Source organism: Providencia sp. PROV122 (assembly GCF_028482365.1).
Taxonomy (GTDB): domain Bacteria; phylum Pseudomonadota; class Gammaproteobacteria; order Enterobacterales; family Enterobacteriaceae; genus Providencia; species Providencia stuartii.
Genome location: NZ_JAMPQI010000010.1, coordinates 24,747 through 36,819 on the forward strand (window position 1 = coordinate 24,747; position 12,073 = coordinate 36,819).

General features: G+C 35.3%; 12 protein-coding genes and 2 pseudogenes. 10 read left to right on the forward strand and 4 right to left on the reverse strand.

Going from position 1 to position 12,073, the window contains the following annotated elements; translation table 11 throughout:
- Positions 1-58 precede the first annotated feature (58 nt).
- The 4 genes and pseudogenes from PSE69_RS08530 to PSE69_RS08545 form a co-directional block, all read right to left on the reverse strand.
- A pseudogene (locus PSE69_RS08530) lies at positions 59-427 on the reverse strand (HAD-IA family hydrolase); the annotation flags it as partial.
- A gap of 111 nt (positions 428-538) precedes the next feature.
- A complete protein-coding gene (locus PSE69_RS08535; protein ID WP_154610276.1) occupies positions 539-2,416 on the reverse strand; it encodes a metallophosphoesterase in 1,878 nt (625 codons plus the stop codon).
- Between the two features lie 84 nt (positions 2,417-2,500).
- Positions 2,501-3,709 carry an adenosylhomocysteinase gene (locus PSE69_RS08540; protein WP_004915914.1) on the reverse strand — a complete coding sequence of 403 codons (1,209 nt, stop codon included), beginning with the start codon at positions 3,707-3,709 and terminating at the stop codon, positions 2,501-2,503.
- A gap of 30 nt (positions 3,710-3,739) precedes the next feature.
- Complete coding sequence (locus PSE69_RS08545; RefSeq protein ID WP_014657348.1) at positions 3,740-4,984, reverse strand: MFS transporter; 1,245 nt, start codon at positions 4,982-4,984, stop codon at positions 3,740-3,742.
- Between the two features lie 346 nt (positions 4,985-5,330).
- On the opposite strand from PSE69_RS08545, the gene PSE69_RS08550 reads away from it, so the two are divergent.
- From PSE69_RS08550 to PSE69_RS08590, 10 genes and pseudogenes are all read left to right on the forward strand, one after another.
- Positions 5,331-6,320, forward strand: a complete 990-nt coding sequence (locus tag PSE69_RS08550) for a LacI family DNA-binding transcriptional regulator (RefSeq protein WP_223854645.1) — start codon at positions 5,331-5,333, stop codon at positions 6,318-6,320.
- 170 nt (positions 6,321-6,490) lie between these two features.
- Positions 6,491-6,627: pseudogene (locus PSE69_RS19865) on the forward strand (IS6 family transposase); the annotation flags it as partial.
- 14 nt (positions 6,628-6,641) lie between these two features.
- Entirely contained in the window at positions 6,642-6,914 is a 273-nt protein-coding gene (locus PSE69_RS08555; RefSeq protein WP_230088958.1) for a hypothetical protein, read from the forward strand.
- 182 nt (positions 6,915-7,096) lie between these two features.
- Positions 7,097-7,246, forward strand: coding sequence for a hypothetical protein (locus PSE69_RS08560; protein ID WP_004915905.1), 150 nt, complete (start codon positions 7,097-7,099; stop codon positions 7,244-7,246).
- A gap of 15 nt (positions 7,247-7,261) precedes the next feature.
- On the forward strand, positions 7,262-8,197 hold the full coding sequence (gene pyrB, locus PSE69_RS08565) for an aspartate carbamoyltransferase (protein ID WP_004915903.1): 936 nt from the start codon (positions 7,262-7,264) through the stop codon (positions 8,195-8,197).
- A gap of 13 nt (positions 8,198-8,210) precedes the next feature.
- Complete coding sequence (gene pyrI, locus PSE69_RS08570) at positions 8,211-8,675, forward strand: aspartate carbamoyltransferase regulatory subunit (RefSeq protein WP_121875221.1); 465 nt, start codon at positions 8,211-8,213, stop codon at positions 8,673-8,675.
- Positions 8,676-8,779: 104 nt separating this feature from the next.
- Complete coding sequence (gene ridA / locus PSE69_RS08575) at positions 8,780-9,166, forward strand: 2-iminobutanoate/2-iminopropanoate deaminase (protein WP_004915899.1); 387 nt, start codon at positions 8,780-8,782, stop codon at positions 9,164-9,166.
- A 278-nt stretch (positions 9,167-9,444) separates the two neighbouring features.
- The gene (locus PSE69_RS08580) at positions 9,445-9,894 is read left to right on the forward strand and encodes a GNAT family N-acetyltransferase (RefSeq protein ID WP_004915894.1); all 450 of its coding nucleotides are present in this window, start codon (positions 9,445-9,447) and stop codon (positions 9,892-9,894) included.
- Positions 9,895-10,313: 419 nt separating this feature from the next.
- A complete protein-coding gene (locus PSE69_RS08585; protein ID WP_004915890.1) occupies positions 10,314-10,481 on the forward strand; it encodes a hypothetical protein in 168 nt (55 codons plus the stop codon).
- A gap of 165 nt (positions 10,482-10,646) precedes the next feature.
- On the forward strand, positions 10,647-11,600 hold the full coding sequence (locus PSE69_RS08590) for a hypothetical protein (RefSeq protein ID WP_121875222.1): 954 nt from the start codon (positions 10,647-10,649) through the stop codon (positions 11,598-11,600).
- Positions 11,601-12,073 lie beyond the last annotated feature (473 nt).

The window sequence follows — 12,073 nt, forward strand, 5'->3', positions numbered from 1 at the left end:
GCACCACAATATCGCACAGACTCGAACTCAGCCTAATTGAAATCGGCGATACGGTGACTTAAGGTCTTTCGCCATTAGCCAGTCGAATATTTATCTTCTCTATAAGATCAGGTAGCTCAGCTAATGTCCCTATCACATAATGCGCCCCCGCAGTAAATAATTTATTAGCTACTTGCTGGCGTAATTGTGTGGTGTCATCGGCTGACATGCTTTGATATTCATCCCATGTTTTACCAAACTCATTACCTGATAAAGCAAGAGCAACACTCCACATACCCGCATTACGCCCTTCTTCAATACCCGGTGCCGCATCATCAACCTTAATGCAATGGGCAACTGAATCGATACCCAATTCAATGACATTTTGTAGCGCCATCCATGAGCCAGGGCGACCACCCGCAGCTAAATCCTCACTCGCAATCCAATAGTATCCGACCGAACGGCAACCAAAAACTTTAAATACAGGTAAGCTGTAACGGTCAACTAAAAATGGAGACTACCTTAGCCATTCTCAACGACCTAAAATAGTCTCCAAATGTCACTTGCTTATTTTTATTTGGTAAGTCATCCACTTTTTATCTTGGCTATTCAACTTCAGTTCATATTGATTATTCCATAAGAACGTCGCTGACTTGTCTGTGTAATGCGGTAATACTAAATGCATTTGTACTGGTAAGTCAGAAATTATGCGATAATTATTTTTAGGTTTAGAATATTCATGGTGTGAGGAAATATATTTACTGAAAATATCAATATTTCTTTCATTTCCAATATCTAAATAAGGGCTATCTTTATTATTTTGAAAAAAAGGTGCATATTTACTAGCAACAATAATAAAGGAATCTTCGTCCGTTATTTCTATACCATTATAACGAATGTTAGATATCCTTCCTTTTCTCACCTGTTCATTCCGCTTACCAGACAAGTCGTATAACGGCTGATTGCTAATATTTACATCATATGTCAACCCTATTATTGGGTAAAATAGAAAACTATGAAACTGATTATTTATCAAAGGAGTAGAGTCACCATCAGGGGAGTTGTATATATTTGAGCTCATTTCTAACCATTCAATTATCTGCTGTTTATTTACTCTTAAGGCGGATAAATAAGCAGGGTAGAAAATTTGATTTAAGTCTCTATTCGTAAGCTTTCTATCCTGTATATCAATGATATAATTATCGTCATTTAATGAAAAAGAAGGTGAAATAGAAACAAGCAGCTTATCATTTTCATTTATGTAATTTTTCATATAATCATGAATTGAATCAACAAGGAGTGTTGTTAAACTTTCATTTCCTATTAAATTAAAATTATTATCAATTTTAAATTGATCAAGACTGACCTCCTTATCTAAATCTTTTTTTAAGTCTATTTCTGTATCATTTATACATGATAATACACTTTTAATAGTATTTTCCGCAGCAGGCACATCACTTTTTTCTAACTGATAACCTTTACTACTTTTTATAAGCCATTGCCCATTCTTTTTTTCAAGGTTAAAGGTTATTGCAGATACTGACTCCCCCCATTTCCCTGGTTGTGCAGCTGGCTTATCAAATATTTTTCCTGATTCAATATTAATATTTTCATGCGCTATCGTTTTTTTAGAAGGAAATATTTCATGAGTATGACCAAATAAAACACCATCAATATTTGGATTTCTTGCAAGATAATATGCTACATTCTCCATTCCATATTCAATTGGTGATACATCAATCCCTGAATGGGATAAAGCAATTACAAGATCTGCACCATCCTTTCTAGCCTTATCTGCTGCGCTATTGGCAGATTCTAGCATATCAAAAAATATAATTTTATTTTCCAGTTTACTTTTATTAAAAAGCATTGTTTGCGGAGGAACCAAGCCTATGTAAGCAATTTTCAATAAGTGATTTTTACCTACGTCATCGATTACATTTTTTTCTTTTATAATATACTCAGGATAAAGGCTTTCCTGTTTTTCTTTATCAATAACATTACTTAAAACCACAGGAAAGTTTGCACCTGAATAAGACTTCTTTAAAAAATCAACGCCATTATCAAAATCATGATTACCTGGAGTTGCGACATCATAATTTAGGGCATTCAAGCTGCATATAATAGGAGAAATATTATAATAGGCATCATTCTGATTATAACGTTTAATGACATGATTACCGATTGGGTTTCCTGATAAAAGATCGCCAGTATCAACTAAATAAGTATTTTTATGGTCACGTCTAAACTTTTCAATAGTGCCTATCCATGATATCAAACCATAATTTTCGCTTTTAGTATTACTGTAATAGTTATCATCACTAATAAAAGAATGGATATCTGATGTACTGAGTATATTAACCTCAACTAAATTATCAGCATACGATGATGAGATTAAAACGCTTATTAATAATGAACCAAGAAATATTCTCTTCATATTATTATCTCAAAATTAATTTATTATAATAATTGTTTTGCACTAAACATTAATGTTTATTAAGTCATTACACCTTGACTCAAATTAATGCGTGATCCAATTATCACAGGCGAGTTGCGCCACTTTCATTTCTATATCAAAAGGAACTGGTTGTGGGATATTTTTTAATGTTTTACTACTGAGTGCTATTTTTTCTAAGCTTAATGTTTGTAGCGCCAGTCCTAAATCCATCACTTCAATAGGATTACCATTACCTGCGGATAAATTGACTAAATTTGCATCAGACATTAAAAATATATTTTTACCTGTTTTCAGTTGGTATCTGTTGATATTAGGCGTGACGTCTTCGCAACTAGATGTGATGGAATTCAGCGCTTTTATATCAACTTCACGTTGAAAGTGCCCTGCATTTGCCACAATGACATTATCTTTCATTGCCGTAAAATGCTTCGAGGTCAGTATGTTATCTCGTCCCACTACACTGACAACAAAATCAGCATCACACAAAGTATCCAAAAGTTCCGCGGTCTGAAAACCTTCTAAATGTGCCTCCAACCGAGTCAGTGGATTTGTGTCAACAACAGTAACATGAGCCCCCATTCCTCTGAAGCGCTGCGCTACACCAGAACCACAATATCCATATCCGATAACGACAACCTTTTTACCGTGTATCATCACATTAGTCGCATGAGCAATACTTTCAACAACTGATGAACCGACGCCATATCTGTTTTCTATAATTCGCTTAGACTGAGTATCATTAATAATGAGTGTTGGCCAAAGTTGAGAAACAAAGTTTTCTCGTAAACGATTTGCCCCTGTTGTTGTCTCTTCAGTTGCACCAATAATTGTCTTTTGTAACGACTTAAATTTAGGATCAGTCAGGACTAGTTCATGCAAATCAGCGCCATTATCAGCGATGATGCAAGGGTTCATTTCTAATACCTTTTTACAATAGGTAATATGATCCTCGAATGATTCGTTTCTTCTCGCAAAAACACTGACATTCATATACTTAACCAATGCTGCGGCTGTTTCATCCTGTGTCGAACCAGGAGAGCCTGTAATGGCAATTCTTGCGCCACCTTTTGTTAAAGCTTCAAGCCATACTCCTGTTTTCGCTTCAACATGCAAACAAATGCCAATAGTCATTCCTTTAAAAGGCTGTTCCTGTTCAAGTCTTTTTATTAAATGCTTCATAATAGGCATATGTGTTTTTGCCCAATTAATACGCTTCATCCCAAGTTCTGCCAAACTCATATCTTGAATAGAGTACTGATCGATATCTAACATAATATATACCTCAAAAATTTTACATTTTTATTAAACATGAATTTTTTTAACATTGTTTTTTGTAAAAATCAGATAGACCACATAAGCTAGTGTAAATACAAGCGTATAACTAGTGAATATAATCCAGAACATTTTCCAATCAACAACACCATTCGTTGTATTAAGGTCTAATACCCAACCACTCAGTATTGCCCCTAAAAAAGTACCAAAACCATTAACCAATGTAGTAAATACACCTTGCGCGGTAGATCGAAATTCCGGGGTTATTTCTTTTTCCAAAAATAAAGAACCAGATATATTAAAAAAATCAAATGCACAACCATAAATTATCATAGAAAGAAATAACACCATGGTTCCTATATATGTAAAATCGCCATAAGCAAATAATCCAAAACGTAATATCCACGCAATCATACTTAGTAATAAAATTTTCTCTATTTTTATGTGCCTTAATAACAATGGGAGTAGCAATATAAACAAGACCTCAGAAAATTGCGATATTGATAAGAATATTGTCGGATGCGCTGAAAAAATTGAATTTTTGGCTTCAGGTAATTCAGAAAGGTCTTGTAAAAAAGGTACGCCTAATGTATTTGTGATCTGTAAAACAGATCCTAAGAGCATAGAAAAAAACAGAAAAACAACTACTTGAGGCTTTCCGAATAGAATTTTTAAGTCGCTAAATTCAAAAGCATGGGGAGCATCTATTACAGATTTACTGTGATTATTTATTGAGATAAAAACAATAGAATAAATACTCAAAATAACAGAAGCAATTGCAGCAATGTACAGTTGATAATAGCTAGTTTCTAATTCCAATAAACTAATTATCCACATTGCGGATATAAACCCAACCGTCCCATACACTCTAATTTTAGGAAAATATTCTTCTGAATTTAATTTCTCCTTACCAATAGTTTCAAAAATTATGCTATTGCATATCGACATTGTTGGCATATAAAAAAGAAGATGAAACAATGTCATTAAAAAAAGTAAGCTAAATGAAGAACTATGCGCCATTAGAATTAGAAAAAATGCTGATATCAAATGAGTTGTGACATAAACTAATTTTCTATTGTTGATTTTATCTGCTATTAGACCGATTAAAATAGGTGAGCATAATGATGCTATTCCTAGTGTGCTAAATATTAACCCTACATCCCCACCTTTAAAATGAAGAGTATTGAGCATATATGATGCAAAGGTAACTAACCAAGAGCCCCATATGAAAAACTGTAAAAATGAAACTATTTTTAATCGAGTGATTATACTCATGATAGTCTTTTTACCTCACGAAATAATATATAAATACACTTATTTATTATGGGAGCCGAGGCATTGCACTTAAAAATATTTTTAACTTAAATTAATCACAGTCTATCCCATAAACGCTTATCATGTTCAATTAATATACTCACTAACTAGTAAGAATAAAGTGATGTACTTCACAATAGGTTATACGTATGACTTGATGGTGATCATATCATTGAAGAATGCTGATAAATTAGTAGGCTCAAATAGGTTTTATCCCTTAGTATTAATACATGCGGTCATTACCTATTTGATATAAGAATATATTATTATTTATCTATTGATTATGTTTTTTATTGTTGGAGAGAAAATGTCTACGGTTAATAGCAAAGATGTCGCCCGTTTAGCGAATGTATCACAATCAACAGTATCTCTCGTATTCAGTGGTCGTTATCATGGCAGAGTATCTGATAAAACGCGCGAAAAAATTCTCAGCGTTGCAAAAGAACTTGGTTATCATCCCAATATTAATGCGCAAGTTTTACGCAGTGGGAATTCTAAGACTATCGCCTTTATTGTCCCAGATATTCAGCAACCTTATTTTGCAAAAGTTGTTCACGCAGCAGAAATTTTCGCAACCAAATCTGGTTATTCTTTAATTCTTTTAGATAGTTATGCTAACAAACAATGGCATGAGCATCTAATATCATTATTTCAAAGTAAGCTTATCAGTGGCGGTATAATTTACTCATGTGACAAGAAAAACATCGAATTATTAAGATATTACCGAGAAAAACTGATATTTATTGAGTCTGATGACGAAAAAAACAACGATATTTGCTTAGAGGTAAAAAAAGCGATCGAATCTATATTTTACATTGCAAGTAAAATGAAACGATTCAGAGTTGGTTCTTTTAGAACTGATCTTCCAAGGCAACACTTCTTAACGCGACATGAACTTTTTGATCAGCAATTCAATTCATTAGAAAATCCAGAAAAATCTAAGCATATCGTGTATTCATCATTCAATCTCGCGCAATCAACTGAGAATGCAGAGATATTACTGCAGCAAAAACCCAATATTGTTTTTTGTGATGACGATATTTTAGCAGGCGCTATCTATCGGGCAGCAAAACACCTGAACATTCATATTCCTAACGATGTGGCAGTAATAGGATTCAATGACACAGATCTTTGCAGCTATTTGAACCCAGAATTATCTACCGTACAAATTCCGACTCAATACGTAGGGGAAATCGCTATCAAAATGCTATTGGAAAAAATATCAAATAATCCACAAATCATAGAAAAACAGTTCGTTACGTTAAAAGTTGTTACTAGAGGGTCGACACAAGCTTAATCCTCGAATAAATATCAAGAAACTTGATTTTAAGTGAAAGGAGACGGTCGAGTATTTGATGCGTTGATTATAGGATAAACTGCACTTTTTGTGGGCTTGTTGCAAAAATTGTCGAAGTGAACGACATTAAGGTCATTGCTCGCTTCTTTAGGAAAAGTCATGTCACTAAAGTCAGTGATATGCTGGCCGAACACGGTATGTCGGTTCATCGCTCGACAAATTATCGTTGGTTTATTGAATATGCACCGATACTCCATAAAAACTCAAAAAATATCAATTTATTCGAGCTGTCTCTTCTTGGCAGCTCTTGGGGAGCATTCGATGCCGATGGAATTAGTGCTGGGCATGAGTGCTATGCGCATAATGTCGGTGTTAGCGCAATCTCCAGCACCTCTGCAACTCTTACCTTCTCCGAAATATAATCATGGTCAGCCGTGGTTGCGGATAGAAAAAGGCAGTCCTAATGGAGTGACGGATTTATTGCTACCCCAAAAGGGTGATCCGTTTAACGAAATTTACCTCAAAGAAAAAGCATGGTGGCAGATGTATGAGCCTGATATTTTAGATAAAGGTCAGGGTGTTATTGATGATTAAATTAGAACGACTCGCTAAGCGACTCAGTCAATGACAAATATCTCTCTGATTTGACTGTTTTTATACAAAATAACTGGAAACGTAAGTGGACTTAGACGCAAAAAAATCTATTTTTCTGTATGCAAACGCTTGCGTCATGAAAAGACACGCGTATAATGCGCCACAATTTGCCGGGAGAAAACATGAACGCTGTTGCTCTATTTGTTTCAAAGAACACCTCCACTGCACTGCCTTCTGGCGGTCTGGACAGCCTGTTTTTCCCCTCCGTATTTCAAGAAAAGCCCCTCATTGAGGGGCTTTTTTTTGGCCTTTCACCTTATACGTCTTGCTGACACAGGAGAACAACGATGCCGAACCCTCTATACCTACGCGACATAATCTCAATTAATGATTTAGATCGCACCGACCTTGAACTTGTGCTCAAAGTGGCTGCCTCCCTAAAACAGCAACCTCAGCCAGAATTTTTAAAACATAAAGTCATCGCCAGTTGTTTCTTCGAAGCGTCGACTCGCACACGTTTATCCTTTGAGACCGCAATTCACCGCCTAGGAGCATCTGTTGTGGGGTTTTCTGACAGCACCAACACGTCACTGGGGAAAAAAGGTGAAACACTCGCAGATACCATTTCGGTGATCAGCCAATATGTCGATGCTATCGTGATGCGCCACCCACAAGAAGGTGCTGCACGCTTAGCCAGCCAATTTGCGGGGGAAATTCCCATTATCAATGCTGGTGATGGTTCAAACCAACATCCAACACAAACACTACTCGACCTCTTTACTATCCAAGAAACCCAAGGTCGTCTTGAAAACCTACAAGTCGCAATGGTGGGTGATTTAAAATACGGCAGAACAGTCCATTCACTGACACAAGCCCTCTCTAAATTTGAAGGCAATCACTTTTATTTTATTGCGCCAGAAGCGCTATCTATGCCAATCCATATCCTGCATCTTCTTGAAGAAAAAGGCTCCACATACAGCTTACATAACAATATTGATGAAGTGCTGCCTGAGTTGGATATCCTTTATATGACACGAGTACAGAAAGAACGTTTAGACCCGTCTGAATATGCCAATGTCAAAGCGCAATTTGTACTCCGTGCCGCAGATTTACAAGATGCCAAACCCAATCTTAAAGTTTTACATCCATTACCGCGCGTTGATGAAATCACTGTTGATGTTGATAAGACCCCTTACGCCTACTATTTCCAACAAGCGGGTAACGGCATTTTCGCAAGGCAAGCTTTGTTGTCTCTGGTTTTAAATAAAGAATTGGCCATCTGAGGAGAAACACATCATGACACACGATCATAAATTACAAGTTGAAGCAATTAGTTGTGGCACTGTCATCGACCATATTCCTGCTCAAATTGGTTTTAAGCTATTGAGTCTATTTAAACTCACCTTAACAGATGAGCGCATTACCATCGGTTTAAATTTACCCTCGAATAACTTGGGGAAAAAAGATTTAATCAAAATCGAAAATACTTTTTTGACACCAGAGCAAGCCAACCAATTAGCGATGTATGCACCAGAAGCAACCGTTAATCGTATCGAAGACTACCAAGTGGTTGAAAAATTAGAGTTACGATTACCTGAATATATCGACAATGTATTGATTTGCCCAAATAGTAACTGTATTAGCCATAATGAGCCGGTGTCTAGTAGCTTTAAGGTGAAAAAAATGGGCAAAGAAGTGGCGCTAACCTGTAAATTTTGTGAAAAAGAGTTCGACAGAAACGCCGTTATTAATAACCAATAAATGAGATTCGTGTGACCACGGCTTTGTATGTGAGCTTCAAAGCTTTATACTGAACTTCTATAAGCGAAAGTTACCACTTTTTTACCTGATTAAACGGAGTATTTATGTCATACGAAATCAGTACAGAAAACGCACCGGCAGCTATTGGCCCTTATGTTCAAGGTGTTGACTTAGGCAGTATGGTCATTACATCTGGCCAGATCCCTGTTGATCCAAAAACAGGTGAAGTGCCTGAAGATATCGCGGCACAAACTCGTCAATCACTCGCAAACGTGGCAGCTATCTTAGAAAAAGCAGGCCTTAGCGCTGCCAATATCGTGAAAACCACGGTATTTGTGAAAGATTTGAACGATTTCGCAACCGTAAATGCAACTTATGAAGAGTTTTTCAAGCAGCATAATGCACCATTCCCAGCACGCTCTTGCGTTGAAGTTGCCCGTTTACCGAAAGATGTAAAAATCGAGATCGAAGCGATCGCTGTTCGTAAATAATTTACCTATCATTGGAAAACCTGCTAAATAAAATTGGCAGGTTTTTTTATCAATGCCCCAATGTATTTCCTACCGACACAATAAAATATTTTGTGCGCTATCTTGTTATTTCACCGCCATTCCGGCATATTTGAGCCGCATTTTAAATTGCCAATTCGGCTATGCCATCAATTTCACTAAGGGGGTTACCATGCGTAAAAACAATCTAAATAAATTCACTGCATATTCTATTCATTCATAATTTAGAGAAGGTTTGCTTCTCTAAAAAGGAGAAGTTAATGGTAACACTTGTTGAGCTGAATCAAGATAACTGGGAAGATTGTGCTGATTTGCAAGTATCAGAGGAACAATCACAATTTATTGCTTCCAATTTATATTCAATTGCCGAAGTCCAATTCTTACCACGGTTTATCGTTAAAGGGATCCAGCATCAAGAAACACTCGTTGGGTTAGTCATGTATGGCATTGACCCTGACGATGGGAATTATTGGATTTATCGCTTTATGATAGATGAATCTCATCAGCGTCAAGGCTATGGTTTGCAGGCCATGCTTTTATTAATTGATGAGATAAAGTCATCAAATAAGGATAATATTCCTGCCATTATGATTGGCTATCACACCGATAACGTGGGTGCACACCACTTTTATCAGAGTGTCGGGTTTGAATTTCAAGGCCTAGCTGATTGGGGGGAGTATTTAGCTAAGTTTGATTTAATCAAACAATAACCCTTTTGATTTAAAGGCGTGACTTGAAGTGACCTCCAATAACTGGGCAACCAATTATTGGGGGTCTTTTTGTATTCAATGGGATTGGCAATTAAAGCCATCACAAAGGATAATAAGTATTGCTCAAATAATATGCTATTGAGGTTTATCTTTAGAGTCACCCTTGATTATCCAAAAATAATTCACTTATATATCAATAGATTAAAATATAATCGAGCATTAGAAAATATCTATTAGCGATATTAATTACAATGCTAACAACAACCCCTTTGACTTCTCCTTCGGACCACTTATTGGTTTAGGATTATGAATTGATATTATTAATGTTGTTTTCACTCGTACAGGAACTGGAGAAAAATGGCGTAAGTTCTGTCTGCATATGGAAGAAAAAGAGGAATCACGCAATAAGCCAGACTTGAATGGCTATACAAGGCCTTTTCATTGAAGCTCGGCTCTTAGACAGCGGATTAAAACTAACTTTTGATAATGAAATGAAGCTCACTTCTAAATTAGAAGGGGAATTTAGTGGCAGTATTAACTTTAGGTTAGTGGTGGATAAAAATAGGATCGGTTTAACCGTAACTTAAATTCAATTATAAATTTTAGGTTAAAGCTGGTATAGTGGGAAATGAATAAGTCAATTAACAGGTTCTACTACCAATAAATTTAAATGAGAATTTCTCCCAGAAGATATAGTTCTCGCTCCTAAGGCTGAAGGTACGATACCTATTTATCATCTTAACGGGTAAATTATGATTAAGAAAATACTATTATTAATGTTGATCTTCATTTCATCTAATGTTGCTGCCACAAAAATGCATGATAATGAACTAAAAAAATATGACTATAAAATAGGCATTGATTTAAATCAATGTGGGATAGAACTATATATTAATGATGTAAAGCTAATATATAATGTTGATATGAATAAATTTAACACTACATTTGGTATTGGTTCTTTTCTTAAAGAAAAAAATAATAAAATCAGAATTGTATTATTTTCACTAAATAAAAATTCCGAAATTTTCACTACAGGTACCGAGTGTAATTTTGAGTTTCTAGCTAGAGATAGATTTGAAAGTGATAAGTTAAATCATATTTCACTTATTAGTTACAGACCAAACGAAGATATTGATTTTAACATAAAAAAAGCATCTCACTATAAAAATTCGAACATTAGCTGGGGAGAACTAGTGGATGATTTAAAGGTTGAATTCATTGGTAACGATGATAATTATTATAGAATGACTCAACAATTTAATATCAGAGAAGATTTTCCAGCTTGGAAGTGGACTACATCATACCAATTTAATGATAACATCGAGTTTGTTAATGACCTCCCTCTTGATCAGCAAGCTAAATTAAAAGAGATTTACACCGAAATATGGGATGCTTTTAACCGACAAGATGAGAAAAAAATAAAACTATTGTTTAATGAGATGTTAGAAGAATCAAGTTCCGCAGATGGAGGGAGCGTTGAATCATATTATAACTCCCTTGGTTTTTCTATGCTTTTCGACAAAGAGCAGTATCAGTTAAAACCACTCAATATTTCTAGTAATAGTGAGATCTCTAAATACCTTGATAATCGTGTTATTTCAGTTTTTAAGTCACCAATCGCTTTTAAAGATTTAGAGTCTGGTCAGTCTATTGGTATTAATCCGAAATTACGCTTTGATGGTGAAAAATTTATTATTTCTAGATAATAATACTTTAAACATCAATAATCCTCATTAGTAATTCAAACTCGGGCCATGTTAAACATGGCCCTACACAAATGATGATAGAGCCATGTCCACTCTCTCCCCATTAATGAAGAATAGACATTATTAGCAGAGCAAGAGACAACTGTTAAAGAGGGTTAGTTTAAATCCAATGCTAAAAATAGCAAAATTCAAAAAGAATTAATCAGTAATACACAGTTGTAGGAAGCTATTAATTATTGATAACCCATTGTTCTTTCTAGACTAAAACTATCACCAAGTTAAATATTGCATTTTATAATTATAAAAATATGCAGATGGTGAAATCTTTACAACAACGCCTTATCTATCCATTATTGATGGTAAAGTTACAATAGTTAAATAGTACTCTTGATGAATTGGCAATTAACAGCCAGTGATGACTGGCTATTAATTAGCGCTGAAAAAGAAAAACAGTTATCCCCTTAGGGGGCTGA

What these genes read in the sequence shown, in the direction of transcription:
- PSE69_RS08535 (WP_154610276.1), bottom strand. Translation starts at nt 2,416, where the DNA reads ATGAAGAGAATATTTCTTGGTTCATTATTAATAAGCGTTTTAATCTCA.
- PSE69_RS08540 (WP_004915914.1), bottom strand. Translation starts at nt 3,709, where the DNA reads ATGTTAGATATCGATCAGTACTCTATTCAAGATATGAGTTTGGCAGAA.
- PSE69_RS08545 (WP_014657348.1), bottom strand. Translation starts at nt 4,984, where the DNA reads ATGAGTATAATCACTCGATTAAAAATAGTTTCATTTTTACAGTTTTTC.
- PSE69_RS08550 (WP_223854645.1), top strand. Translation starts at nt 5,331, where the DNA reads ATGTCTACGGTTAATAGCAAAGATGTCGCCCGTTTAGCGAATGTATCA.
- PSE69_RS08555 (WP_230088958.1), top strand. Translation starts at nt 6,642, where the DNA reads ATGCCGATGGAATTAGTGCTGGGCATGAGTGCTATGCGCATAATGTCG.
- PSE69_RS08560 (WP_004915905.1), top strand. Translation starts at nt 7,097, where the DNA reads ATGAACGCTGTTGCTCTATTTGTTTCAAAGAACACCTCCACTGCACTG.
- pyrB (WP_004915903.1), top strand. Translation starts at nt 7,262, where the DNA reads ATGCCGAACCCTCTATACCTACGCGACATAATCTCAATTAATGATTTA.
- pyrI (WP_121875221.1), top strand. Translation starts at nt 8,211, where the DNA reads ATGACACACGATCATAAATTACAAGTTGAAGCAATTAGTTGTGGCACT.
- ridA (WP_004915899.1), top strand. Translation starts at nt 8,780, where the DNA reads ATGTCATACGAAATCAGTACAGAAAACGCACCGGCAGCTATTGGCCCT.
- PSE69_RS08580 (WP_004915894.1), top strand. Translation starts at nt 9,445, where the DNA reads ATGGTAACACTTGTTGAGCTGAATCAAGATAACTGGGAAGATTGTGCT.
- PSE69_RS08585 (WP_004915890.1), top strand. Translation starts at nt 10,314, where the DNA reads ATGGCTATACAAGGCCTTTTCATTGAAGCTCGGCTCTTAGACAGCGGA.
- PSE69_RS08590 (WP_121875222.1), top strand. Translation starts at nt 10,647, where the DNA reads ATGATTAAGAAAATACTATTATTAATGTTGATCTTCATTTCATCTAAT.